The organism is Gordonia marina, assembly GCF_052036135.1.
Lineage (GTDB): Bacteria > Actinomycetota > Actinomycetes > Mycobacteriales > Mycobacteriaceae > Gordonia.
In genome coordinates this window covers 20686-44407 of sequence record NZ_JBPSDN010000014.1, presented here as the reverse complement: position 1 = coordinate 44407, position 23722 = coordinate 20686, and the positions used below count along the sequence as shown (strand labels likewise).

The 23722-nt window shown below is 71.0% G+C and carries 25 protein-coding genes; 6 read left to right on the top strand and 19 right to left on the bottom strand.

Annotated elements, in window-relative coordinates; translation table 11 throughout:
- Positions 1-42 precede the first annotated feature (42 nt).
- The 4 genes from nrdE to ACSEEN_RS10955 form a co-directional block, all read right to left on the bottom strand.
- The gene (gene nrdE / locus ACSEEN_RS10970) at positions 43-2286 is read right to left on the bottom strand and encodes a class 1b ribonucleoside-diphosphate reductase subunit alpha (protein ID WP_440713174.1); all 2244 of its coding nucleotides are present in this window, start codon (positions 2284-2286) and stop codon (positions 43-45) included.
- Positions 2287-2356: 70 nt separating this feature from the next.
- On the bottom strand, positions 2357-2803 hold the full coding sequence (gene nrdI, locus ACSEEN_RS10965; RefSeq protein ID WP_298445800.1) for a class Ib ribonucleoside-diphosphate reductase assembly flavoprotein NrdI: 447 nt from the start codon (positions 2801-2803) through the stop codon (positions 2357-2359).
- 76 nt (positions 2804-2879) lie between these two features.
- Entirely contained in the window at positions 2880-3149 is a 270-nt protein-coding gene (gene nrdH, locus ACSEEN_RS10960; protein WP_247864514.1) for a glutaredoxin-like protein NrdH, read from the bottom strand.
- 334 nt (positions 3150-3483) lie between these two features.
- Positions 3484-4020: an NAD(P)H-dependent oxidoreductase gene (locus ACSEEN_RS10955; protein ID WP_247864515.1), complete on the bottom strand. Its 537-nt coding sequence runs from the start codon at positions 4018-4020 to the stop codon at positions 3484-3486.
- A gap of 172 nt (positions 4021-4192) precedes the next feature.
- On the opposite strand from ACSEEN_RS10955, the gene ACSEEN_RS10950 reads away from it, so the two are divergent.
- Entirely contained in the window at positions 4193-4819 is a 627-nt protein-coding gene (locus tag ACSEEN_RS10950) for a TetR/AcrR family transcriptional regulator (RefSeq protein ID WP_247864517.1), read from the top strand.
- A 55-nt stretch (positions 4820-4874) separates the two neighbouring features.
- Here ACSEEN_RS10950 and eccB read toward each other — a convergent pair whose 3' ends face one another.
- A complete protein-coding gene (gene eccB, locus ACSEEN_RS10945; protein ID WP_440713173.1) occupies positions 4875-6269 on the bottom strand; it encodes a type VII secretion protein EccB in 1395 nt (464 codons plus the stop codon).
- Between the two features lie 108 nt (positions 6270-6377).
- Here eccB and ACSEEN_RS10940 point away from each other — a divergent pair, with 108 nt between their 5' ends.
- Complete coding sequence (locus tag ACSEEN_RS10940) at positions 6378-7610, top strand: type VII secretion protein EccE (RefSeq protein ID WP_440713172.1); 1233 nt, start codon at positions 6378-6380, stop codon at positions 7608-7610.
- A gap of 114 nt (positions 7611-7724) precedes the next feature.
- On the opposite strand, the gene ACSEEN_RS10935 is transcribed toward ACSEEN_RS10940, so the two are convergent.
- The 4 genes from ACSEEN_RS10935 to ACSEEN_RS10920 all read right to left on the bottom strand — a co-directional run bounded on the left by ACSEEN_RS10935 (position 7725) and on the right by ACSEEN_RS10920 (position 11650).
- Positions 7725-8612 (bottom strand): IS5 family transposase, encoded by an 888-nt coding sequence (locus tag ACSEEN_RS10935; protein ID WP_440713171.1) that lies wholly within the window; start codon positions 8610-8612, stop codon positions 7725-7727.
- A gap of 111 nt (positions 8613-8723) precedes the next feature.
- Positions 8724-9956: a mannose-6-phosphate isomerase, class I gene (manA, locus tag ACSEEN_RS10930; RefSeq protein WP_440713170.1), complete on the bottom strand. Its 1233-nt coding sequence runs from the start codon at positions 9954-9956 to the stop codon at positions 8724-8726.
- 64 nt (positions 9957-10020) lie between these two features.
- Positions 10021-11142: a hypothetical protein gene (locus tag ACSEEN_RS10925; RefSeq protein WP_440713169.1), complete on the bottom strand. Its 1122-nt coding sequence runs from the start codon at positions 11140-11142 to the stop codon at positions 10021-10023.
- 28 nt (positions 11143-11170) lie between these two features.
- Positions 11171-11650, bottom strand: coding sequence for a DUF3499 domain-containing protein (locus tag ACSEEN_RS10920; protein WP_247864523.1), 480 nt, complete (start codon positions 11648-11650; stop codon positions 11171-11173).
- A 72-nt stretch (positions 11651-11722) separates the two neighbouring features.
- On the opposite strand from ACSEEN_RS10920, the gene ACSEEN_RS10915 reads away from it, so the two are divergent.
- Entirely contained in the window at positions 11723-12217 is a 495-nt protein-coding gene (locus ACSEEN_RS10915) for a metallopeptidase family protein (RefSeq protein WP_247864524.1), read from the top strand.
- Positions 12218-12283: 66 nt separating this feature from the next.
- On the opposite strand, the gene ACSEEN_RS10910 is transcribed toward ACSEEN_RS10915, so the two are convergent.
- Complete coding sequence (locus ACSEEN_RS10910) at positions 12284-12622, bottom strand: WhiB family transcriptional regulator (RefSeq protein ID WP_247864525.1); 339 nt, start codon at positions 12620-12622, stop codon at positions 12284-12286.
- Positions 12623-12897: 275 nt separating this feature from the next.
- On the opposite strand from ACSEEN_RS10910, the gene cofD reads away from it, so the two are divergent.
- From cofD to ACSEEN_RS10895, 3 genes are read left to right on the top strand one after another with little or no spacing between them, the layout of a single operon-like run.
- Positions 12898-13935: a 2-phospho-L-lactate transferase gene (cofD, locus tag ACSEEN_RS10905; protein ID WP_298445546.1), complete on the top strand. Its 1038-nt coding sequence runs from the start codon at positions 12898-12900 to the stop codon at positions 13933-13935.
- Entirely contained in the window at positions 13932-15269 is a 1338-nt protein-coding gene (locus ACSEEN_RS10900) for a coenzyme F420-0:L-glutamate ligase (RefSeq protein WP_298445543.1), read from the top strand. The genes cofD and ACSEEN_RS10900 overlap by 4 nt, the downstream gene beginning before the upstream one ends.
- Positions 15266-15850 carry an NUDIX hydrolase gene (locus tag ACSEEN_RS10895; RefSeq protein WP_440713168.1) on the top strand — a complete coding sequence of 195 codons (585 nt, stop codon included), beginning with the start codon at positions 15266-15268 and terminating at the stop codon, positions 15848-15850. The genes ACSEEN_RS10900 and ACSEEN_RS10895 overlap by 4 nt, the downstream gene beginning before the upstream one ends.
- Positions 15851-15986: 136 nt before the next feature.
- Here ACSEEN_RS10895 and glgC read toward each other — a convergent pair whose 3' ends face one another.
- From glgC to ACSEEN_RS10850, 9 genes are all read right to left on the bottom strand, one after another.
- The gene (gene glgC / locus ACSEEN_RS10890) at positions 15987-17201 is read right to left on the bottom strand and encodes a glucose-1-phosphate adenylyltransferase (protein WP_247864529.1); all 1215 of its coding nucleotides are present in this window, start codon (positions 17199-17201) and stop codon (positions 15987-15989) included.
- A gap of 67 nt (positions 17202-17268) precedes the next feature.
- Complete coding sequence (locus ACSEEN_RS10885) at positions 17269-18033, bottom strand: methyltransferase domain-containing protein (protein ID WP_440713208.1); 765 nt, start codon at positions 18031-18033, stop codon at positions 17269-17271.
- Between the two features lie 92 nt (positions 18034-18125).
- Positions 18126-18293 carry a DUF3117 domain-containing protein gene (locus ACSEEN_RS10880; protein WP_247864533.1) on the bottom strand — a complete coding sequence of 56 codons (168 nt, stop codon included), beginning with the start codon at positions 18291-18293 and terminating at the stop codon, positions 18126-18128.
- A gap of 108 nt (positions 18294-18401) precedes the next feature.
- Positions 18402-18710: a DivIVA domain-containing protein gene (locus ACSEEN_RS10875; RefSeq protein WP_247864535.1), complete on the bottom strand. Its 309-nt coding sequence runs from the start codon at positions 18708-18710 to the stop codon at positions 18402-18404.
- A gap of 5 nt (positions 18711-18715) precedes the next feature.
- Entirely contained in the window at positions 18716-19627 is a 912-nt protein-coding gene (locus tag ACSEEN_RS10870) for a glucosyl-3-phosphoglycerate synthase (protein WP_298444442.1), read from the bottom strand.
- Entirely contained in the window at positions 19624-20436 is an 813-nt protein-coding gene (folP, locus tag ACSEEN_RS10865; RefSeq protein ID WP_440713167.1) for a dihydropteroate synthase, read from the bottom strand. Before folP ends, ACSEEN_RS10870 begins: the two co-directional genes overlap by 4 nt.
- A gap of 97 nt (positions 20437-20533) precedes the next feature.
- Entirely contained in the window at positions 20534-22327 is a 1794-nt protein-coding gene (locus ACSEEN_RS10860) for a long-chain-acyl-CoA synthetase (RefSeq protein ID WP_298444438.1), read from the bottom strand.
- Between the two features lie 39 nt (positions 22328-22366).
- On the bottom strand, positions 22367-22909 hold the full coding sequence (locus tag ACSEEN_RS10855) for an LOG family protein (RefSeq protein ID WP_298444435.1): 543 nt from the start codon (positions 22907-22909) through the stop codon (positions 22367-22369).
- Positions 22906-23703: an LOG family protein gene (locus ACSEEN_RS10850; protein ID WP_247864543.1), complete on the bottom strand. Its 798-nt coding sequence runs from the start codon at positions 23701-23703 to the stop codon at positions 22906-22908. The genes ACSEEN_RS10855 and ACSEEN_RS10850 overlap by 4 nt, the downstream gene beginning before the upstream one ends.
- Between the last annotated feature and the right edge of the window lie 19 nt (positions 23704-23722).

Sequence of the window (23722 nt, the reverse complement as noted above, 5' to 3'; positions counted from 1 at the left end):
CTGGTGTCACACGAAGCACCGGACAGATAGTTGCGTTTGCAACTACAGCATGCAGCTGACGCACCCCTCCACGGCCGTCCCCTCGAGGGCCATCTGGCGCAGACGGATGTAGTACAGCGTCTTGATGCCCTTGCGCCACGCGTAGATCTGCGCCCTGTTCACGTCGCGGGTGGTGGCGGTGTCCTTGAAGAAGAGCGTCAACGACAGGCCCTGGTCGACGTGCTGCGTCGCCGCGGCGTAGGTGTCGATGATCTTCTCGTAGCCGATCTCGTAGGCGTCCTGGTAGTACTCCAGGTTGTCGTTGGTGAGGTACGGCGCCGGGTAGTAGACGCGGCCGATCTTGCCTTCCTTGCGGATCTCGATCTTCGCGGCGACCGGGTGGATGGAGCTGGTCGAGTGGTTGATGTAGCTGATCGACCCGGTCGGCGGGACGGCCTGCAGATTCTGGTTGTAGATGCCGTGCTCTTGGATCGACGCCTTCAACTCACGCCAATCGTCCTGCGTCGGGATCGCGATCCCCGAGCTGGCGAACAGGCTGCCGTCCGACTGCCCGGCGTTCGCGAACAGCTCACGCACCCGCTGGGTGGCCGGCTCCCACGGCTGATCGATGTACTTGTCGAAGAACTCGCCGGACGCGTACGTGCTGTTCTCGAAGCCGGCGAACGGGCGGCCCTTCTCCTTCGCGAGCTTGTTCGACGCGCGCAGCGCGTGGAACAGCACCGTGTAGAAGTACATGTTGGTGAAGTCGATGCCCTCCTCGCTGCCGTAGAAGATGCGCTCGCGTGCCAGGTAGCCGTGCAGATTCATCTGCCCGAGGCCGATCGCGTGCCCCTCCTCGTTCGCGCGGCGGATCGACGGCACCGAGTCGATCGACGTCTGATCGGCGACGGCGGTGAGCCCGCGGATCGCGGTCTCGATGGTCAGCCCCAGATCCGGCGAGTCCATCGCCTTGGCGATGTTCATCGACCCGAGGTTGCAGGAGATGTCCTTGCCGACATGCGAGTACGAGAGATCGTCGTTAAAGGTCGACGGCGTCGACACCTGCAGGATCTCCGAGCACAGGTTGGAGTGGGTGATCTTGCCCTCGACCGGATTCGCCCGGTTCACCGTGTCCTCGAACATGATGTACGGGTAGCCCGACTCGAACTGCAGCTCGGCGAGGGTCTGGAAGAACTCGCGCGCCCGGATCTTCGACTTGCGGATCCGCTTGTCCTCGACCATCTCGTGGTACAGCTCGGTCACGTTGACGTCGGCGAACGGCTTGCCGTAGATGCGCTCGACGTCGTACGGGCTGAACAGGTACATGTCGTCGTTGTTCTTGGCCAGCTCGAACGTGATGTCCGGGATCACGACACCCAGGCTGAGCGTCTTGATCCGGATCTTCTCGTCCGCGTTCTCCCGCTTGGTGTCCAGGAACCGGTAGATGTCCGGGTGGTGGGCGTGCAGGTACACCGCACCGGCGCCCTGGCGCGCGCCGAGCTGATTGGCGTAGCTGAACGAGTCCTCCAGCAGCTTCATGATCGGGATGACGCCGCTGCTCTGGTTCTCGATCTTCTTGATCGGCGCCCCGTGCTCGCGCACGTTCGAGAGCAGCAGGGCCACGCCGCCGCCGCGCTTGGACAGCTGCAGCGCCGAGTTGATCGACCGCCCGATCGACTCCATGTTGTCCTCGATGCGCAGCAGGAAGCACGAGACCGGCTCACCGCGCTGCTTCTTGCCCGAGTTCAGGAACGTGGGGGTGGCCGGCTGGAACCGGCCGTCGATGATCTCGTCGACCAGGTTCCGGGCCAGCGCGGTGTCACCGGCGGCCAGCGTCAGCGCCACCATGCACACACGATCCTCGAAACGCTCCAGGTAGCGCTTACCGTCGAACGTCTTCAGCGTGTAACTGGTGTAGTACTTGAACGCCCCGAGGAAGGTCGGGAAGCGGAACTTCTTCGCGTAGGCGTGCCCGAACAGCAGCTTCACGAACTCGCGGTCGTACTGCTCCAGGACCTCGGGCTCGTAGTAGTTCTCCTTGACCAGATAGTCGAGCTTCTCGTCGAGATCGTGGAAGAACACCGTGTTCTGGTTGACGTGCTGCAGGAAGTACTGCCGCGCGGCCTCGCGGTCCTTGTCGAACTGGATCCGCCCGTCCGCGTCGTACAGGTTCAGCATCGCGTTGAGCGCGTGGTAGTCGAGCTCGGCCGGGTCGTGCCCGGCCGGCCCGGCGTGCACGCCGGAGACACTCGCCGACACCGTGGTGTCGGAGGGACCATCGGTCACGGGAACTGCGGTGGGCGACAAGGAAACTCCTGCTGGTCGAGCGATGAAAAGTGTGGAGCGAAAAGACGATGAACTTTCGACGCGGCGCGCGTCAGCGTGCGAACGACGGTCCGGCGGCGAACTCGGCGAGGCCTTCGCGGACGCGGTCGACGTCGTCCGCGGTCCCCATCAGTTCGAAGCGGTAGAGGTAGGGCACCTGGCATTTGCGGGCGATGATCTCGCCGGCCACCCCGAACTCCTCACCGAAGTTCGTGTTGCCCGCCGCGATCACGCCCCGGATGAGGGAGCGGTTGTGTTCGGCGTTGAGGAAGCGGATCACCTGCTTGGGGACGTATCCGCTGCCCGCATGGGTCTCGAGGCCGCCGGTCTGGGAGATCTTGCCGCCGCCGTAGGTGGGGCAGATCAGGATGTAGGGTTCGTCGACGCGGAACTCCCCCGCGCGGTCGAGCAGCGGGATCCGCTGCGCCCGCGCCCCCAGCTTCATCACGAAGCGGTGGGTGTTCTCCGAGACCGACGAGAAGTAGACGACCAGCGGCAGCCGCGGATCACCCGCAGGCGGAACCTGCGTTCCACCCGCGACGGCCTCGGCGACTGACACGACGACGTCCCGGCGATCAGGCCGCGCGCGAGGCGACGGCCTTGATGCGATCGGGACGGTAGCCCGACCAGTGCTCGTCGGAGAGCAGCGGCCCGCTCGCTGCGCTCCCGGCGCCGGTGACCACGACGACCGGCGCCTGCAGGTACCCGAGCGCCATCACGTAGTCGCGCGCCTCGTCGTCCTGGCTGATGTCGACCACGTCGTACTCCAGGCCGTGCTTGTCGAGGGCCTTGTAGGTCGCGTTGCACTGCACGCAAGCCGGCTTGGTGTAGACGGTGATGGCCATAGCGGACTCCCTCGATCGGATGACTGTTCTCTTCGTATGACGTCCGGCGGCTTCTCCGCGGAGAATCACCACTGTGTAGTTCACCGCCGGAGCGCCGAACCGGCGCTGTGGGCCATATCTCCCCGCCGGACACCCTGAACACTACACCTTGTGTCCGATATTTCCATCGACCACAACTGCTTGTGAATAACATTCGTGAAAGTCCCAGGTGAACAGGAAGTAGTCCACAGGCGTTCCGGCGTGTCTCGGCGTGTTCGGCGTGTCGAAAACGACGGCGGGCCCGCACCGGTTCTCGGTGCGGGCCCGCGGGGCCGATCCCCGTCGCCGGAGGGACTCAGCCGGCGGCCACGAGCTCACCGAGCAGCGCCTCGAACACCGCATCGGCCTCGATGAGCGCCTCGTCGAATTCCGCGCTGCGCAGGCCGAGTTCGACGGCCTCGATCACCTCGGCGCCCGCGATACCGGCCGCCTTCCGCGCATCCTCGCGCGCCCAGGTGCCCGCGAAGCGGCCCAGCGCCGCACCGACCACGCCGACCGGGCGGCCGCTCAGGGCGCCGGCGCCGTACGGCCGGGACAGCCAGTCGATGGCGTTCTTCAGGACGGCGGGCAGTCCACCGTTGTACTCCGGGGTCACCAGCAGCACCGCGTCGGCGGCGCCGACCTGCGCGCGCAACGCCTCCACGGCGTCGCCGCGCCGCCCGTCGACGTCGATGTCCTCGTTGTAGAACGGCAGCAGGCCGAGGCCGTCGGCGATCTGGACATCGACGCCTTCCGGCGCCTCGGCCGCCAGGTGCGCGGCCAGCCGGCGGTTCACCGACTCCCGGCGCAGACTGCCGACGAGGACGACGACGGTGCGAACAGCATCAGACATGAGCGGACTCCAATCAGGGGAAACAGCACTGTTGCTCACCCTGAGTGAAACGGACCCTGGTCCTATTGGCTTCCTTTGGAATCAGTGAGACCCGTCACTTTCCGGGCACTTCGGCGCGCAGAACGACCGGGGAACACCGGGCCACACGGCGCCACCACGATATTCTCGATACATGTCCTCTCAACTCGGGCAGCCCGTGTCGCTGCCGCTGGTCCGCGGGAGCGACACCGGAGGCGAACGCGCCGACGCCGCCCGCAACCGGCAGTTGCTGCTGACCGCCGCCAAGACCCTGATCGACGATCAAGGCGCCGCGGCGGTCACCATGGATGCGGTCGCCCGCGAGGCGGGCGTGGGCAAGGGGACCGTCTTCCGCCGGTTCGGCAGCCGCACCGGGCTGATGATGGCGCTCCTGGATCACTCCGAGCACGCGCTTCAGCACGACTATCTGTCCGGCCCCGAACCCCTCGGCCCGGGCGCACCCCCGCTCGACCGGCTGATCGCCTACGGCCGGGCCCGCCTCGAGCTCACCATCGCCCACCTCGACATCCTGCTCGAGGCCGGTTCCGACGATCCCGATCGTCTCAACCACCCGGCGTGGCGGATGTCCACCCTGCACGTGCAGTATCTGCTCTCCGAGCTCGGCTATCCCGGCGGCCTGGACACGGTCGCCATCGCGATCCAGGCGCCGCTGGAGGCCATCGCCGTCCGGCACGTGATCGAGGTGATCGGCCTGACCGCCGAACAGATCGCCGACGACTGGGAACGGATGGTCCGGCTCCTGGCCGCCGGCCTCCGCTGAGCCCCGCGCCGGTCGAGACCCGCACGACGGTCTGGCGAAGTCGAGACCGCACCCGTCACCGAGGCAGATCACGCGTCACCAGCGCCGCCTCCCGCGACAGCTGCGGCCCGGCCGGCAGTAACGACACCACCGGCCACGGCGCCGGTTCCGGCTCGGCGGGCAGCCCCAGCATCTGCGCGGTGTCCGCGTCGGCGATCGGATAGCGGACACCCGCGTCGGTGATGTAGTACCGCCCACCGGGCACCGCCACCTGTTCACCGGTCCCCGGCCGCAGGTACACGCCGTCGAGCCCGGGACCGCCGCCGTCGGCCGCACTGAGCGTCACCACCCGCGCACCACCCGGCAGCGGGAGATGCGCGGTGACCAGCAGACTCTCACGCACCCCCGGCCGGCCCGCCACCGCCGACCACGACCGGCACAGCACCGGTTCAGCGCCGGCGGCCCGGCTCTCGGTCAGATCGGGCGGTGCCTCCGGGAAGCCATCGAGCGGCAGCCTGTGCACCACCGGCACCGACGCCAGCGCGGCCGGCGCCACCTGCGTCACCGTGCCCGGTGCCGTCGCGTCCGCGCCGCGCAGCGCCTCGGCGGCGACGGGTGTCAGCGGCTGGACGCCGTCGGCCAGCACCGCGAAGTACGACGGCGCATCGTCGACGCCGAGCGAGCGGACCACCGTGCCGACCGGCGTTTCGCGCAGCGTCGCCGGACCCGCCCCGCCGGCCCCCGGGATCTCCGGCACCGCGAGTTCGGGTTCGGCCGGGAACGCGTTCAGCAGGGCCGCGCTGACCGGCCGCGCCGCCACCCCGTCGAGCCCGAGCGCTCGGCGCACCGCGACCGACTCCGGCCGCAGCCGCGCCCGCACCGGCCGCGCCACCGAGTCCCGCCGCAGCTGATACAGCAGCCATTCCTCGTCGCCGGCCCGGACCAGCACGCCCGCCCGCGCCGAGGCCGGTGGCGCGGCGGGCCGGCCGGCGATCACCGCCGTGCCGCCGGCCGGATCGTCGCACACCGTCCACGTCGACTCCCGCCGGTCGGCCGGGCCGGGCAGCCCGGCCGGTGCGCCCGGGATACCGAGCGACGGGCCGCGCGGGTAGGCGCTCACCGAGCGCGCGGTGACGTTCTTGACCGGCGACGGCTCCCCGATCACCAGCCGCGCCGAGGCCAGATTCGGCACCGGATGCATCACGCCGTCGACCAGAACGAAGAGCCCGCCGGTGTCGGCGGCGACGATCTCGGCATCGGCGACCGACGGCGCCGGCCGGATGATCCCGTAGATCCCCGCCCCGGCCAGCAGTACCAGCGCGATCACCGCGCCGCCGATCAGCGCGCGCAATTCCGATCGCATGGGGTCGGCCAGCATGCGCGCATCGCGCCGGATCAGTGCGTGTTCGGCGCGGGACAATCCAAATCGGTAGCCGCTGACCTGTGCGCGCGTCGTCAACTGTCTCGGCATCGTGCTCCCCCGATCAAACGCCGTGCCGCCACCGTAGTGCCGGGTTACGGTGTTGCCACGCGCTTTCGCCGAAAGCGCGGGAACGACGGTCGTTCGGGGGAGGCGGTCATGCGGGTCCTTCGATCGCGCGCGACGACGCCGGGACGCCGCCGTACCGCGGCGTCGTCACCGTTCGACGTACCGTCCGGCGACGGCTTCCTCGGCGTCCGCCACGAGTCCGGCACCCTGTTCACGACGCTCACCGTCGGCCCCGGTCCCGCGCGCCCCCACCGCGTCGACCGGCCGTGGCCCGATCTCGGGCCGGGCGCCGTGCTGCCGCTGGCCCTGGTGGCGCAGTGGATGCGCCACCCCGACGCCGCGGCCACCGAGCTGACCGTGAGCTGTCGCGGCTCCGGCTGCGTCGGCGACGGCCCGGCCGCGGCCGCCTACCGCGGACTGACCGGCCCGCTCTCGATCGCGGCGGACCGCGGCGTCCAGCTGCGGCTCCGATTCGCCCCGCTCGCACACCCGGAGCTGGTGGCCCGGCACGGTTCCGGCAGCGCCGCACCACTGCGGGCCTGCGTCTCGGCGACCCGCAGGCTCGCGGTGCTGCTGCGGTCCGGCGGCCTCGCCGTGACCGCGCTGACCGCGGCCGAACTGACCGCCGCGGCACCGTCCACCGACCCGATCGCCGGTGACCCGCCGGACGCCGGGCACGACGATCCCGGTGCCCTGATCGGTGCCCTGACCGCGCAGTGCGCGGGCACGCCGCGGACCGCGACTCTCCTCTGGCGGCCGGGCCGCCCCGAGCCGCGGGTCTTTCTCGACCCCGACGGTCCGGCGCTTCCCGCGGCGACCGTCGCCGCCCTCACCGCCGCCGCCCTGCCCTGCGGCGGTTCCGGCACGATCGTCGGCGCCGATCACGCCGGTCACCCGATCGGCCTGCGCCTGGCCGGCCCGGCGATCGCCGAGGCGACGATCACCGGCGAACTCGACCTGGCCCGGCGGATCGTCGCCCGGCTCGCCGCGACCGGTGTCTCCGCCGCGGTGTTCACCGATCGTCCCGGGCGGTGGGCCGGCCTGATCGACGCGGTCGGCGACCCCGCGCTCCTGCACGCGGCCTCCGGCGGCACCGCGCGGGTGCTGGTCGACGACCGGCCGGATCGGCGCCTCGGCCCTCTCGACGGGCACACCGTGCTGCGGGTGGCCGGCCCCGGGACCGTCGTCGACGCTCCGCCGGAATCGCCTGCCCTGCACCAGGATCCGTCCGACCCACGACGGGCCGTCGCCGTCGGCGGCGGCCGCTCGATCCCGGTGCGCCTGGTCGGCACCCCCGCCGAGGACGCCCTGCTACGGGCGTGAGCGTGAGATCCCCGGCGCCGGCGAGGGACGTGGCAGCGTTGGCGTACAGAAGCAGCGCTCGCGAACGCTGCTCCTGTTCCGGGTCGCTGCTACGTGCGCCAGGACTAGGCCGTGTTACGAAAGTCTTCGTAGCCAATGATCGATGCTGGCGATTTCGATGGTCGCGGCGAATCGGACAGCGAGTTTGTCGTAACGAGTGGCGCAGGCCCGGTGTTGTTTCAGCTGGTTGATGCCGCATTCGACGGCGTGACGCGCTTTGTAGCGTTCGGGGTCGAAGGCCGGTGGCCGCCCGCCGGCTGAACCGCGACGGCGACGGTGCTCTCGTTGGTCCTTCGGCTGGGCGATCGTGGCGCGAATGTGATGACGGCGCAACCATGCACGATTCGAACGCGACGAGTAGGCCTTGTCGGCCAGGACCTGCTCGGGGCGACGCCGGGCACGTCCTGTCCGCTTACCGCGGATGCTGATCAGTTCCAGTACCGGGACCATCTGCGGACTGTCTCCGGCCTGACCACCGGTCAGCAGGAATGCCAGGACGCCACGACGCTGATCGATGGCGACATGGGTCTTCGTTGACCAGCCGCCACGGGAACGGCCGAACGCATGATCGGCCGGTTCGCCGGCCACTCGCTGCGTGCTGTCGCGACGCGCTCCGGCAGCATGAACGTGACCTCGCGAGGTCATCGAATCAATGCTAACCTGCCAGGACAGTACATCCTGGTCGCCGGCTGCCCCGCGCAGTGCGTCATCGATCCGTTTCCAGACTCCGGCGCGCTGCCACTGAGCGAACAGGACGTAGACCCGCCACCACGGCGGGTACCGTTCGGGCAGATCACGCCACGGACAACCACTGCGGGTCCGGTACCGGGCAGCGTCGATCAGGTCTCTGATCCGGTAGTCCCGCGGCCGGCCCCGGGAAGACGGGGCAGGAAGCAGCGGCCGTAGAAGCCGCCATTGCTCGTCGGTCAGATCGTGACGGGCCGAAGCCGATACGGTGGACATGGGAGGTCTCCCAGCGTGCGTTGATGATTCGACACCAACTTCGTAAGCCCGGAGACCTCCCCTCAGCACTCAGACACGCCGAAGCACCACCAGACACTTTCGTAACACGGCCTAGACGGTCAGCGGCACCCGGGAACGGAAGAACACCGCGTGCGCCGACGCGGCGTGCACCACCACATCGGGATCGGAGTCGGCCAGCCACAGCGCGTCGCCGCATCGCACAGTGCAGCGGCGGCCGTCCGGACCGGCCACCTCGATGCGTCCGGCGGTGACGGTCAGGATCTGCGGACCGGGCATGTCGAAGCTGACGCTCGCCGGGGCGCGCAGCGCGGTGCCGTCGAGTTCCACCCGAGACAGCCGGAATTCGGGGGCCGGCGTCAGATAGATCCGTTCGGCGCCGACGGTCTGGATGTCGGGCATCAGCTCCGCGCAGGAGACCGGGTGGAAGTCGAGCACGCGGAGCAGTTCGGGCACGTCGATGTGCTTCGGGGTCAGTCCGCCGCGAAGCACGTTGTCGGAGTTGGCCATCGCCTCCACCGCGGACCCGCGCAGGTACGCGTGCAGATTGCCGGCGGCCAGATAGATCGCCTCCCCGGGACGCAGGCGCACGAAGTTCAGGAGCAGGGCGGCGAGCACGCCGGGGTCGTTCGGGTAGGCCTCCCCCAGTTCGAGCACCGCGCGCAGTTCGTCGGCGAACGGCGTCGCGCCGCGCTCCAGGGCCGCGATCGCACCGGTCAGCACCTGCGGGACCAGCGTGGCGATCACCGGCTCGGGCAGCGTCAGCCAGGTGGTGAAGACCGCCCGCAGCCCGTCGCGGTCCGGCGCCCCGACGAGCATGCCGAGCGCCGAGTCGAGGCCGGGGACCTGCAGGCTGCGCAGGAGCTCGACGGTCACCGCGGGGTCGCGGAATCCGGCCAGCGCCTCGAAGTCGCTCAGCGCCACGACCACTTCCGGCTTGTGCCACGAATCGCGGTAGTTGCGCCGCGGATCGTCCGGGGCCAGGCCCGCGGCGTTCTCCGCGGCGAATCCCACCCGTGCCTGCTCGGAACTCGGGTGCGCCTGCAGGGACAGCGGTTCGTCGGCGGCCAGGACCTTCACCAGGAACGGCAGCCGTCCCTCGAAGGCGGCGGCGGTGCGCGTGCCGAGCGCGGCGGCCGGGTCGTCGTCGATCACGGCCAGCAGGTCGCCGGGGGTGCCGTCGAGCCGGGCGGGCGACGCCGGGTGCGCACCGAACCACAGCTCGGCCTCCGGGTGGGCCGACGGCGCGGACCGGCCCTGGAGTTCGGCGATCGCGGTGCGTGAACCCCACGCGTAGGGGCGTACCACCCCCTTGAGCACCTTCATTCCAGCGTCCTGTCCGTCATCCCCGCACCCGGTGTCCCCGTGTTCGGCCCCGCCATCGTCTCATTCATTCTGCCCCGGTCAGCGCCAGGTAGGCCGCGGCGAGTTGGGCTCGCACGACGATCACCAGGTAGGCGCCCAGATCGGCCGGGGTATCGGCGAGCGCCTCGGCCCCGCCGGACGGGTTCGCCGGGGGCGGGCCGGCGTCGTCGACCTGCTCGGTCACCACGTCGACCGCGCGGTCGCCGATGCGCCGGTGGGCGAACCAGGATCGCGCGGCGAGGGTCACCAGGAACGCCCGGATCGGGTCGCGCGCCGGCGGTCCGTCGAACTCCGGGTCGTAGAAGAGCGATTCGGCCGGCGCGGGTGCACCGCGGCCGGCGAGCACTGCCAGGATCCGGGCTTCCTCGGCGACGGCGGCGGGCACGCCGCCGATCTCGAAGAACGCGGCGGCCGCCTGTGCGGCGGCCGCGGCCGCGGCCGGGGTGTCCCCGGTCCAGGCCAGTCCGTGGCCGGCCGCGCGCATCGCCAGCAGTTTCGCCTGGTTGTGGAAACTCTCCTGGCCCGGATGCCCGACGGCGGCCTCGGCGTCGAGCCGGTCGGCGAGCTCGGCGAGCGGTTCGGGCCGCGGCGCCACCCGCACGGCCGCGAGCCCGGTCAGCACGGCGCTCAGACCCGCGACATGACCGGTGAACCGGAAGCGCGGATCGATCGGCAGCCGCGGTGCGAGGTTCACGAACTCGGCGGCCCCGCGGCGGCCGACACCGGCGGCCTCGGCCAGCGGGCCTTCGAGCGGTGCCAGGACGACGATCTCCGCGCGGCGCCGCGCGGCGCGGGCGAGCGCGTCGGAGAGCAGCGGGTCGCCGGCGTCGTCGCCCAGCACCACCACGACGTCGAGCGGTCCGATCCAGCCGGGCAGCACCGGCACCACAACCAGCGGTACGTCGATCCGCCCGCCGAAAGCGGCGACCACCAGCGCGGACGCGCGGGCACCGACGGTCCCGCCGCCGGTGACGATCACGACGGCCCGCGGCCGCAGCGTGGACAGGGGTTCCAGCACGCCCTCGGCTTGCGCCTCCGCGACGGCGCGCACCTGGGCACCGGCCATCGCGGCGCTGCGCAGCAGACCGTCGCGGTCGACGGAGTACAGCGACTCCACGTCGTCCAGATCGTCGATGATGGCGGGCATGGTCACACGATGCGCGCGGTGAGCGGGGTCAGTCAACCGGGTCCGGGAGCACCCGCAGGTGCCCACGACGACCCGGGCGCGGACCGGCGGCCGGGGCGCTCCGCGCGGACTCCCGTTCGGCGCGATGGCGGCCCGGTTCGTCGGCGCCGCGACGCGGACCCGGCCGCAGGTCCAAGGCGGCGTCGACATCGGCGCGGGAGGTGAACGACGGCAGCGGCGGCAGCCCGGGGCCGCCGCCGACGGCACCGGCTTCGCGCACCACGTCGGCGAGGGCGGTGAGGTCCTGGTCCTCGGCGGGCTGCACGAAGTCACGCTCACTGCGCAGCAGTTCCCAGCCGCGGGGCACGGTGATCCGGTCGGCGTGCTCGGAACACAGATCCCAGGAGTGCGGCTCGTCAGCGCCGGCCAGCGGCCCGACGACCGCCGTCGACTCGGCGTAGACGAAGGTCAGGGTGGCGACCGCGAGGCGCGAGCACCCGGGACGGCAGCACTGACGGGGAGCGTTCACGAAGGTCAGCCTATCGTCTGGACCGCCGCGGGCAGACATCGACACGCATCGGCCGCGCGTAGACTGCCGCCTATGCGCTTTCGACCGGCGACTCCGCGCGAACTCCTCGTCCCGCCGCGGCGCACGCGCGACCGGCACGGCCGGGGTCTGCGCGGCCCGCTGCTACCGCCCGTGGTGCCCGCCTACCGGACCCGCGCCGACCGCTTCGACCGGGCGGCGACGGCCGCCTTCGCCGAGCTCGACGCGCTCTGGCACGACCGGCTCACCGATCTCGACGTGGCCGTCGACGACATCCCGCGCATGCTGCCCCGCGACCTGGACACCGTGCAGTGGCCCGAGGAGGTCACCGCGGACGGCCCGGTCCCCCTCGCCCGGCTGATCGGCGCGGGCGTCGACGCCCGCGGGCGCTCGACCCGCGCGCAGCTGATCCTGTTCCGGCGGCCCATCGAGCTGCGGGCCACCGGCGACGAGGAACTGCCGGAGATCCTCCGCGAGGTACTGATCCAGCAGATCGCCACCTATCTGGGCGTGGACGAGGAGACCGTCGAGGACGGCCCGGAACTCTGACTCGGCACCCCGGAGACGACACCGGCCCGGCAGCTCACGCTGCCGGGCCGGTTCGTCATGTCTGGCTCAGATGATGCCGCGCTTGAGACGGCGGCGCTCCCGCTCGGACAGGCCGCCCCAGATCCCGAAACGCTCGTCATTGCCCAGCGCGTATTCGAGGCATTCGGCCTTGACCTCGCAGCCGTGGCAGATCCGCTTCGCTTCGCGGGTCGAGCCGCCCTTCTCCGGGAAGAACGCCTCGGGGTCGGTCTGTGCGCAGAGCGCGCGCTCCTGCCACTGGTCCTCGGCGTCGTCGATGAACGCGTCGAAGCCTTCGGGCACCACCGAGAGATGGCTGCCGTCGGTGGTGAAGACCGAACTCGACGACGAGATACCGGTTTGTGTTCCGTGGCCCGCTGACGTCATCGCCGCCTCCCTGCTCGATATGGTCGTGGGTCTCGCGTCGTGCGATCCCCAAGAGCGAATGCGGCGAAGCGTCCGCTGAATCACACAGTTGTGATTACACACGGAAGCGGGCGCCACGGTCAAGCGAACGGCGAAGATTCCTTAATATCACCTGAAAGTCGCCGGCGCTGCACGGCGCGCCATACTTTCAGCGTTTTCGGCGTGTCGGGCAAACGGACGACCCCTCCGCCGCCCGGAACCGCGCACCCGGGACCGCCGGAAGTAGGGTGTTCGCTGTGAAGGTGACGGTACTGGTCGGGGGCGTCGGCGGCGCCCGGTTCCTGCAGGGTGTCCGGGAGGTCTTCGGGCGCACCCCCTTCCCCGCGGTCGACGCTCCCGCCGACGGCGAGCCCGTCGCCGCGGCGCCCGCGAACGAGGTCACGGCGATCGTCAACGTCGGCGACGACGCCTGGATGCACGGCGTGCGCATCTGCCCGGATCTCGACACGTGCATGTACACCCTGGGCGACGGCATCGACACCGACCGCGGCTGGGGCCGCCGCGAGGAGACCTGGCACGCCAAGGAGGAGCTGGCCGCGTACGGCGCCGATCCCGACTGGTTCGGTCTCGGCGACCGCGATCTGGCCACCCATCTGATCCGGACGCAGATGCTCGATGCCGGATACCGGCTGTCCGACATCGCCGCGGCCCTGTGCCGGCGCTGGCAGCCCGGCGTGCGGCTGCTCCCGGTGACCGACGACCGGCACGAGACGCACGTAGTGGTCGACAAGCCCGGCGGCGAACCCGGCGAACGGATCGCCATGCACTTCCAGGAGTGGTGGGTGCGCTACCGGGCGCAGCTGCCCACCCACAGCTTCGCCCACGTCGGGCAGCCGGGCACCGAGACCGCGCCGGCGCCCGGGGTGCAGGCGGCGATCGACGAGGCCGACATCGTGCTCCTGGCGCCGAGCAACCCGGTGGTCTCGATCGGCGCCATCACCTCGGTGCCGGGGATCCGTGCCGCGCTCCGCCGCACCTGCGCGCCGGTGGTCGGCGTCAGCCCGGTGATCGACGACAAGCCGCTGCGCGGTATGGCCGACGAGTGTCTATCGGTGATCGGCGTGCCGACGACGGCGCGGGCGATCGCCGAGCACTACGGCGCGCGCGGCGGAAACGGGCTGCTCGACGGCTGGCTGGTGGCCCCCGGCGATGCCGCGGCCGCCACCCCGATCGACGGTATCGCCGTCGCCGAGGCACCGCTGCTGATGACCGATCCGGCGGCCACCGCCGCGATGGTGCGCGCCGCGTGCGCGCTCGGCGGGGTGCCGGTGTGACCGATCACGCGGCGGCCGGGGAACTGACCCTCCGGCCGGTGACCGGACTCGGCGAATTCGGCCCGGACAGCGACCTCGCGGGTGAGCTGCTCGCGGCCGCGCCGTGGATCGCCGACGACGACGTCGTGGTGGTCACCAGCAAGGTCTTCTCCAAGATCGAGGGCCGCACGGTGCCCGCTCCGTCCGATCCGGATGAGCGGGATGCGTTGCGCCGCAAGCTGATCGACGACGAGACCGTGCGCGTCGTGGCCCGCCGCGACCGGCTGCTGATCACCGAGAACCGCAACGGCCTGGTGCAGGCCGCCGCGGGCGTGGACGGATCCAACGTCGCCACCGATCAGCTGGCGCTGCTGCCGCTCGACCCCGACGCCAGCGCGGCGCGGCTGCGCGCGGAGTTCGCCGCCCGCGGCCGCCACGTGGCCGTGCTGGTGACCGACACCATGGGGCGGGCCTGGCGGGCCGGGCAGACCGACGTCGCGATCGGGGCGGCCGGGATCGCGGTCCGGCACGGCTATGAGGGCACCGTCGACGCGCACGGGAATCCGCTGGTGGTCACCGACATCGCCGTCGCCGACGAGCTGGCCGCCGCCGCCGACCTGGTGAAGGGGAAGCTCGGCGGCATCCCGGTCGCCGTCGTGCGCGGCCTGGCGCCGGTCGACGACGGCAGCAACGCCCACGATCTGGTGCGCGACCCGGCGTCGGACATGTTCCGGCTCGGCACCGACGACGCGCTCGCGCAGGGCCGGCGCCAGGCGCTGCTCACCCGGCGCAGCGTGCGGGCGTTCGCGCCCGGCGCCGTCGATCCGGATCTCCTGCACGCCGCCTTCGCCGAGGCGCTGACCGCGCCGGCGCCGCACCACACCCATCCGGTGCGGTTCGTCTGGGTGCGCGATGCCGGGCGGCGGGCGGCGCTCCTCGACGCGATGGCCGAGGACTGGCGCGCGGATCTGGCCGGCGACGCCAAGTCCGCGTCGTCGATCGACAAGCGGGTGGCGCGCGGGCAGATCCTGTACGACGCCCCGGAACTCGTGATCCCGGTGCTGACCGGCGACGGCATGCACGTCTACCCCGACGACCGCCGCAACGACTGCGAGGACACCATGTTCACCGTCGCCGCGGGCGCGGCGGTCGGGTATCTGCTGGTCGCGCTCTCGGTGCGCGGGGTCGGCAGTTGCTGGGTGGGTTCGACGATCTTCGCCGCGCCCACCGTGCGGCGCGTGCTCGACCTGCCCGAGCACTGGGCACCGCTCGGTGCCGTCGCGATCGGCCGGCCGGCCGACGATCCCGGGCTCCGCGGGCCCGCCGACGCCGAAGGACTGGTGGTGCTCCGATGACCGAGCGATTGGCGGCGTCGACGCGCTCCGCGCTGACCGCGTGGACCGCGCCGGACGCCGAGCAGGATGCCCTGCGACACACGTACCTGGCGTTCCTGGACGCCGCCGCGAATCCGTGCGAGCGGGCGTGTGTCCCCGGGCATGTCACAGCGTCGGCGATCGTCTTCGACGCGACCGGGGAGCACGTGCTCCTGACCCTGCATCCGCGCGTCGGCATGTGGGTGCAGCTGGGTGGTCATTGCGAGCCCGGCGACCCCGGGCTCGCCGCGGCCGCGCTGCGCGAGGCGACCGAGGAGTCCGGCCTCACCGGCCTCACGCTCAGCACCGGGCCGGTGCACCTGCACACCCACCCGATCACCTGCTCGCTGGGGAAGCCGACCCGGCACCTGGACGTGCGCTTCGGCGCCGTCGCCCCGGCCACCGGCGACGGCACCCCGCCGCCGCCCGTGCGCAGCAGCGAATCGGTCGATCTCGCCTGGTGGCCGGTCGACGCCCTCCCCGACGAGGTCGACGCCGTGACGGTCCCGCCGCTGATCGCCCACGCCCGCACCGCCCTGCGCGCGCAGGGTCTCCTCCCCTGACCCGAGGCCCGGATCGTGCGACCGAGCGCCCCACGATGATCGAGCGATCGCCCCACCGGCATGGAAGTGCCTCACCAGCATGAGACCGGCCGGCCGGCCGGGAACCGCTCAGCCGGCATACGACCACTAGAACGGCTTAGACGACCTCGTTCTTCGCCACGGTCACGATTCCGCCGACGCTCACGGTGAAGCGCTCTTTGTCGTGCTCGAGGTCGACGCCGACCTGGCCGCCGTTGCTGACCTGGACGTTCTTGTCCAGGATCGCGTTGCGCACCACCGCGTTCCGGCCGACCCGGACGCCGGGCATCAGGACGCTGCCCTGGACCACGGCGCCGTCTTCGATCACGACGTCGTTGAACAGCACGGAACTGTGCACGGTCGCGCCGGACACGATGCAGCCAGCGCCGACCATCGAGTCGTTGGCGGAGCCGCCCTTGATGAACTTCGCCGGCGGCAGGTGTGAGGTCTCGCCGCGGATCGGCCAGCGCTCGTTGTAGAGGTTGAACACCGGGTTGGCCGAGACCAGATCCATGTGCGCCTCGTAGAACGCGTCGATGGTGCCGACGTCGCGCCAGTAGCCGCGGTCGCGGGGGGTGGCGCCGGGGACCGCGTTGTCGTTGAAGTCGTAGACGTAGGCCTCGCCCCGTTCCACGAAGGCGGGGATGATGTCGCCGCCCATGTCGTGATCGGAGTCCGGATCGGCGGCGTCGGTGCGCAGGATGTCGACCAGGGCCTGCGTGGTGAACACGTAGTTGCCCATCGACGCGTAGGTGACGTCGGGGTCGTCGGGTGTGCCCGGCGGGTCGCTCGGCTTCTCCACGAAGCGGGTGATCACGTTCTCCGCATCGGAGTCGATGCAGCCGAAGGCCACCGCCTCCTTGCGCGGTACCCGGATCCCGGCGACGGTGACCGAGGCCCCGGTGGCGATGTGCTGTTCCACCATCTGGGAGGGATCCATGCGGTAGACGTGGTCGGCGCCGAAGACGACGATGTATTCGGGCTTCTCGTCTTCGATGAGATTCATCGACTGAAAGATCGCGTCAGCGCTGCCGGTGTACCAGCGCGGCCCGAGTCGCTGCTGCGCGGGGACCGGCGTGATGAACTCCCCGTGGAAGCCCGACGACCACCAGGTCTGCGAGATGTGCCGGTCGAGCGAGTGCGACTTGTACTGGGTCAGCACGCAGATCCGCTCGTAACCGGCGTTGACCAGGTTCGACAGGACGAAGTCGATCAGCCGGTACGAGCTGCCGAACGGCACCGCGGGTTTGGCCCGGTCCTTGGTCAACGGATACAGACGCTTGCCTTCTCCGCCTGCGAGGACGATTCCGAGCACCTGCGATTGTGATCTCACGACTCCAACATATCCGGATACCGGGCGCCGCGGGCGGCGGCGGGACAGAAGGGGCCCTTTGGACTCCTCAGCGCCGGGCGACGGTCATCGTGACGTCGACGGTCGCCGCCACCGCACCGCTCCCCGCCACCAGCGCGGCGGCGGCCGCGGCGAGCTCGTCGGGGCCGCGGTGAAAGCCCGCGGGGCCCATCCCGGCGAGGTCGGCGGCCTGCGTGGCGCCGAGTTCGGAGGTGGAGGTCACCGGCTCGCTCGCGGTGACCCGGAATCCGGCGGCGGCCAGTTCGTCGTGCAGCCGGACGAGCTTGTCCGCGCCGATGTCGAGCATGCCGAGCGCCTCCCGCACCTCGTGCAGGTGGCCGGGGTTCGGGGTCACGATCAGCCAGCATCCGCCGGGCGCCAGGATCCGGGCCACCTCGGCGGCGTTCCGGGGAGCGAAGACCGACAGCACCGCGTCGGCGACACCGTCACCGAGCGGAAGGGGCTCCCACAGATCGGCGACCACCGCCAGTGCCCGGGGATGCGCCTTCGCGGCGGCGCGGGCGCAGTACTTGGACAGGTCGATGCCGATGCCGAGCGCGGCGGGCGCCGCGCCGAGCGCCGCGGCCAGATAGTGACCGGTTCCGGTCCCGGCGTCGACGACGACGCCGGTGTCACGCGGGATCGCGGCGGCGAGCGCGTTCGCCACCGCGTCGAACATTCCGGAGTCGAGAATCCGGCGACGGGCCGCGACCATCGGCGCGGTGTCGCTGCGATGACCGCTGCCGCGGCCGGTGAGGAGGGAGACGTAACCTTGCCGGGCCCGGTCGAAGACGTGTCCGCGAGGGCACCGCAGTCCCGTCTCGGTGGCGGACGGTTCGTCGCCGCAGACCGGGCAGCGCAGGATGTGCGCGCCGGAGCGCCAGAGCTGTTGCTCCGTGCCGTGTGTCAGGCGACGACCTCGCGCAGCACCTCGCCGAGCGCGCTGGCCTCCTCAGCGTTGAGTTCCACGACCAGCCGACCGCCACCGTCGATCGGAATGCGCACCACGATGCCGCGCCCCTCCTTGACCGCCTCGAGAGGACCGTCACCCATCCGGGGCTTCATCGCTGCCATTGTCGCGCTCCCTTCACCGAATACTGCGTCACAGACAATTGGTCGTAGACACTGGGTTTCATAGTACGTGGCGCAGATCTCGCTGGTGCCGCCGGTCACCGGGCACGCTCAGCGGGCCTCTTGCTCGGCATCACGCGCGGACAGGTCGTGCACCGTCGCACGCAGATCGTCGATCTCGCGCGCCAGCTTCTCCAGCGCCCAGTCGACCTCTTCCGCTTTGTAGCCCCGCAGCGTCTGCTGGAAGACGAGGCGGCGCGCATCGTCACCGGTGATCCCCGCGCGCGGGAGCCGGGTGAGCGTCGTGCCCTTCTGCACCGGCGGCAGTTCCTCACCGCGCCCGAAGACGAACCAGACGATCGCGAAGACGATCGCGATGATGAGCGCCATCACGATCACGTACAAGCCGATGACCACCACGGGAATCAGCCTAGCGCGACCGGTGGGCGCTCGTCGGTGGTGAGCGGCGTGGTGTGCGGTGCGAAGGTGCCGTCGGCGGCCGGCACGTACTGGGTGAGGCCCACCCCGGAGTCGGCGATCCCGCAGCGACTGAGCAGCGTCGCGATGATCTGCCGGCTCATCACCGCGAGTTCGGACAGCGGCCGGTTCCGATGGGCCCGCACCCCGAGGTTGACCTGCCCGATCCCGGCCAGGCCGTAGCGGTCGTAGGTGTCGATCAGCAGCCCGATCTCCACCCCGTACCCGGCGGCGAAGGGCACCGTGGCGAGGAGTTCGCGGGTGCCGGCGTATTCGCCGCCGAGCGGCTGCACCACCTCGCCCAGCTCCGGCTTGAGCGCGGTCAGCAGCGGCCGTGCCGTCAGCTCGGTGACGCGCCCGCCGCCGTCGGCGACGCGGGCGCCGCCTTCGGTGAGCGGCCTGCGGTAGTAGCCCTTGACCAGGTGGATCTCCGGGTTCAGCAGGAGCGGTCCGAGGAGCCGGGGTACGAACATCGGGTCCGGGTCGACGAGATCGGCGTCGACGAAGGCGATCAGGTCGCCGGTGGTGGCGGCGACTCCGCGCCACAGCGCCTCACCCTTGCCCGGACGCGGCGGCACGTCGCCGAAGACGTCCTCGCGGGCCACCACGCGGGCCCCGGCGCGGCGGGCGATCTCGGCGGTGGCGTCCGTCGAACCGGAGTCGAGCACCACCAGTTCGTCGACCAGCCCGCCGAGCAGCGGCACGATGGTGGCGACGACGTCGCCGACGGTCGCCTCCTCGTTCAGCGCGGGCAGGATCACCGAGACGGTGCGGCCGTTCTTCGCCGCCACCAGCCGGTCGACGGTCCACTCCGGACGGTCCCACGCATGCGTGTGCGACCAGGGAGCTTCGTCGTTCATGCCAATCCTCTGACCGTGCGGGCCGGCGGGCGGGTCCCCGCTATCGATGCGGTCATGTCCAGCACGCGGCGGGTGTCGGCGACTTCGTGGACCCGGAACACCCGGGCACCCGCGGCGGCGGCCAGAGCCGTCGCGGCCAGCGTACCGGCCACCCGCTGGTCCAATTCCACGCCCAGGGTCTCACCGATGAAATCCTTGTTGCTCAGCGCCATCAGCACCGGCCAGCCGGTGGCGACGAGCCGGTCGACGTGGCGCAGCAGCGTGAGCCCGTGATGGGTGTTCTTGCCGAAGTCGTGGGTGGGGTCGATCAGGATGCCGTCGCGGCGCACCCCGGCCGCCTCGGCCCGCTCGGCGGCCGCCACCAGCTCAGCGGTCACCTCGCCGACGATGTCGGCGTAGGCCACCCGGTGCGGCCGGGTCCGGACGACGGCGCCACCGGTGTGCGAGCAGACCAGTCCGGCGCCGGTGTCGGCGGCCACCCGCACCAGGTCGGGATCGGCACCCGCCCAGGTGTCGTTGATCAGGTCGGCTCCGGCCGCGACCGCCGCGGCGGCGACCTCGCCGCGCCAGGTGTCGACGCTGATGAGGATGTCGGGATACCGCGCGCGGATCCACGCGATCATCGGCACCACGCGGCCGGCCTCGGCGTCCGCGTCGACCTCCTCACCCGGACCGGCCTTCACCCCGCCGAGGTCGACGATGTCGGCGCCTTCGGCGATCACCGTGTCGATCCGCGCCTGCGCGGCCTCGTCGGTGAAGGTGGCCCCCCGGTCGTAGAACGAGTCGGGGGTGCGGTTGACGATGGCCATGACCAGCGCGCGGTCGGTCGCGACGCGGCGCCCGCACAGCGTGTCGGACGGGGTGGGGACGGCGTCGTCGGCGGTCAGGGCAGCATCCTCTCGACGGTCAGCGCGGAGCCTTGGCGGCGGCCACCTCGGCCGGGTACTCGTCGTAGAACGGGACGTAGCCGTCGGCGCGGCCCCGCAGGACCAGAACCTCGTCGCCGGCGACGTCGGTGTACGACTCGTCGCGCAGTTCCACCTTCCGGTTCTTGAAGGTGGTGGTGGCCTCGATCTTCTGCACCATCCGCAGGAAGAGCGGGACGGCGTAGCCCGGGAGCTCGGCGTACAGGTGCGCGGCCAGCGCGGCGGCGTCGAGCGTGGCGCCCTCGCGCAGGGTCAGCGCCGCCATCCCGGCACGCCCGTCGCAGCCGGGAACCTCGACGCCGTAGACGACGGCCTGCTCGATCGCGTCGAACGTACCGAGGGCGGCCTCCACCTCGGTGGTCGCCACGTTCTCGCCCTTCCACCGGAAGGTGTCGCCGAGGCGGTCGACGAAGGCGATGTGGAAGAAGCCCTGCTGGCGCACCAGGTCGCCGGAGTTGAAGTAGGCGTCGCCGTCCTTGAAGGCGTCGCGGATCACCTTCTTCTCGGTCTCGGTGTCGTCGGTGTACCCGTCGAGCGGGACGCGCTCGCTGATCTCGGCGATCAGCAGCCCCGGCTCCCCCTTCCTCACCGAGCGCAGTCGGCCCTGGGCGTCACGCTTGGGGCTGCCGTCGGCCTCGTAGTCGACCACCTTGAACGGCAGCGGGCAGAAACCGGCGGTGCGCTTGACGTTGAAGGCGTTCACGAAGGCGAGGTTGAGTTCGCTGGCGCCGTAGAACTCGACGATGCGGTCGATGCCGAAGCGCTCGGAGAACTCGTCCCAGATCTCCGGCCGCATGCCGTTACCGGCGCACACCCGGACGGCGTGCTGCCGGTCGGTGGGCTTCTCCGGCTGCGCCAGCAGGTAGCGGCACAGTTCGCCGATGTAGCAGAACGCGGTGGCCCGGTTGGCGATCACGTCGTCCCAGAACCGGGACGCGGAGAACTTGCGGGCGATGGCGATACAGGCGCCGCCGGCCAGGACCGCGCCGAGCGACACCGAGAGCGCGTTGTTGTGGTACAGCGGCAGCGGTACGTACATGGTGTCGCTCGGGCGCAGCCGGACCGCCAGGCCGCCGATGCCCGAGTAGTTGGCGAGCCAGCGGTTGTGGCTCATCACGCTCGCCTTGGGCAGACCGGTGGTGCCGGAGGTGAAGATGTAGAACGCGGTGGTCGACGCGGGCAGCGCGGCCGTCGCCACCGGATCGGTGTCCGGCTTGCCTGCGGCCTCGGCGTCGAGTTCGGCGAAGTCGAGCACATGCTCGGGGTGCTGCTCGGGGCTCATCGTCTCCCACGCGTCGGTGCAGCGCGGGTCCCGGACCAGGACCTTCGCGTCCAGCAGCGTCATGCTGTGGTCGATCACGTGGCCGTGCTGGTTGTAGTTCAGCATGCCCGCGACGGCGCCGAGCTTGAGGGTCGCCAGCACCACCAGCAGGTCGGTGGCGCTGTTCTCGGCGAGGATGCCGACGACATCGCCGGTGACGACCCCGCGGCCGGCGAGCACCGCCGCGTAGCGGTTGACGCGGCGGTTGGCCTCGCCGTAGGTGAGGGTCTCCCCCTCGAAGCGCACGAACGGGCGGTCCGGGTGCTTGTGGGCGAGCTTCTGGAAGATGTGCCCGATGGTCTTCTTGGCGTCCGGCGAACGGAACACCAGACCCGGCGCGTGCTGAGCCATCGAGAGCGCGTCCGGCGCCATGCCGACGGCGCCCTTCACCAGATCGACGAGGCCGACACGGTTACGCGCGAGGGCGGGGTTCTGGCTGGTCGATTGAGCCATGCGCGGACTCACTCCTTCTCGATCCGGGGGTGTGAACCGCTACCCTACCGCCGGGTCAGCTATGGCCAGCGCGGCCCCCAGATCCGGCGCCACCCGCAGCCGGGCCAGCGCGCGCGGAGCGACGAAGCCGCGCGTCGCGAGATCGTCGAGCCAGGTCAGCATCGGGTCGTAGAAGCCGTCGTGGTTGAGCAGGGCGATCGGCTTGTCGTGCACGCCGAGGAACCCGCCGGTCCAGGTCTCGAACAGCTCCTCGAGGGTGCCGATGCCCCCGGGCAGGGTGATGAAGCCGTCGGAGAGGTCGTCCATCAGCCGTTTCCGCTCGCGCATCGTGTCCGTGACGATCAGCTCGTGGGAGTCGGTGTCGGCGACCTCGGCGGCCATCAGATGCTCGGGGATGATGCCGATGGTGTAGCCGCCGGCCGCCCGCGCGCCGCGCACCACGGCGCCCATCATGCCGACCCGGCCGCCCCCGGTGACCAGCGCGTGGCCGGCCTCGGCGATGGCGCGGCCGGTCTGTTCGGCGAGGTCGAGGTAGCTCTGGTCGACCGGGCCGGACGCGCAGTACACGCAGATCGCGCTCATCGGATCCCCGAGGCACGGACCACCGCGACGGCTTCGGCGGGCGTGTCGACGAGGGTGATCAGGTCGTCGTCACCCGCACTGATCTTGCCGCCGCCGGCCAGGCTCGACCGGATCCAGTCGACCAGCGGCGCCCAGAAGTCGCGGCCGATGAGCACGATCGGGAAGCGGGTCACCTTGCCGGTCTGCACCAGCGTGTACGCCTCGAAGAGTTCGTCGAGCGTCCCGATACCGCCGGGGAGGCAGACGAAGCCCTGCGCGTACTTGACGAACATCGTCTTGCGGACGAAGAAGTAGCGGAAGTTCATCCCGAGGGTCAGATACGGGTTGACGTGCTGCTCGAAGGGCAGCTCGATGTTGAGGCCGATCGACTCGCCGCCCGCCTCGAAGGCGCCCTTGTTGGTCGCCTCCATCGCGCCGGGGCCGCCGCCGGTGATCACCGAGAAGCCCGCCTGCGCCAGCAGCCGGCCGAGCTCCACCCCGAGTTCGTACTCGGCGCTGCCGGGCCGGGACCGGGCCGAACCGAACACCGTCACCGCCTCGGTCACCTTGTCCAGGGCGTCGAACCCGGCGACGAACTCCGACTGGATCCGCAGCACCCGCCAGGAGTCGCGGACGGTGCGCTCGAGCATGCGCGCGCCGTCGCGCGGATCGACCCACTTGAGCAGCGTCTCGTCGCTGGTGACGTAGTCGGCGCCCTCCGGGACGAGCACCTTGGCGGCACCGGCGTAGCGGATGCCTGCGTCGTCGTCGACCGGCCGGTCGTCGTCGAGCGGTTCGGGCGGGGTGTCGGTCATGGGCTCACGCTAGCAACCG

Bases quoted from the DNA above. Each gene is read 5' to 3' on its own strand.
- nrdH (WP_247864514.1), bottom strand. From the start codon at position 3,149: ATGGCCATCACCGTCTACACCAAGCCGGCTTGCGTGCAGTGCAACGCG.
- ACSEEN_RS10955 (WP_247864515.1), bottom strand. From the start codon at position 4,020: ATGTCTGATGCTGTTCGCACCGTCGTCGTCCTCGTCGGCAGTCTGCGC.
- ACSEEN_RS10950 (WP_247864517.1), top strand. From the start codon at position 4,193: ATGTCCTCTCAACTCGGGCAGCCCGTGTCGCTGCCGCTGGTCCGCGGG.
- eccB (WP_440713173.1), bottom strand. From the start codon at position 6,269: ATGCCGAGACAGTTGACGACGCGCGCACAGGTCAGCGGCTACCGATTT.
- ACSEEN_RS10940 (WP_440713172.1), top strand. From the start codon at position 6,378: ATGCGGGTCCTTCGATCGCGCGCGACGACGCCGGGACGCCGCCGTACC.
- ACSEEN_RS10935 (WP_440713171.1), bottom strand. From the start codon at position 8,612: ATGTCCACCGTATCGGCTTCGGCCCGTCACGATCTGACCGACGAGCAA.
- manA (WP_440713170.1), bottom strand. From the start codon at position 9,956: ATGAAGGTGCTCAAGGGGGTGGTACGCCCCTACGCGTGGGGTTCACGC.
- ACSEEN_RS10925 (WP_440713169.1), bottom strand. From the start codon at position 11,142: ATGCCCGCCATCATCGACGATCTGGACGACGTGGAGTCGCTGTACTCC.
- ACSEEN_RS10915 (WP_247864524.1), top strand. From the start codon at position 11,723: ATGCGCTTTCGACCGGCGACTCCGCGCGAACTCCTCGTCCCGCCGCGG.
- ACSEEN_RS10910 (WP_247864525.1), bottom strand. From the start codon at position 12,622: ATGACGTCAGCGGGCCACGGAACACAAACCGGTATCTCGTCGTCGAGT.
- ACSEEN_RS10895 (WP_440713168.1), top strand. From the start codon at position 15,266: ATGACCGAGCGATTGGCGGCGTCGACGCGCTCCGCGCTGACCGCGTGG.
- ACSEEN_RS10880 (WP_247864533.1), bottom strand. From the start codon at position 18,293: ATGGCAGCGATGAAGCCCCGGATGGGTGACGGTCCTCTCGAGGCGGTC.
- ACSEEN_RS10870 (WP_298444442.1), bottom strand. From the start codon at position 19,627: ATGAACGACGAAGCTCCCTGGTCGCACACGCATGCGTGGGACCGTCCG.
- folP (WP_440713167.1), bottom strand. From the start codon at position 20,436: ATGGCCATCGTCAACCGCACCCCCGACTCGTTCTACGACCGGGGGGCC.
- ACSEEN_RS10860 (WP_298444438.1), bottom strand. From the start codon at position 22,327: ATGGCTCAATCGACCAGCCAGAACCCCGCCCTCGCGCGTAACCGTGTC.
- ACSEEN_RS10855 (WP_298444435.1), bottom strand. From the start codon at position 22,909: ATGAGCGCGATCTGCGTGTACTGCGCGTCCGGCCCGGTCGACCAGAGC.
- ACSEEN_RS10850 (WP_247864543.1), bottom strand. From the start codon at position 23,703: ATGACCGACACCCCGCCCGAACCGCTCGACGACGACCGGCCGGTCGAC.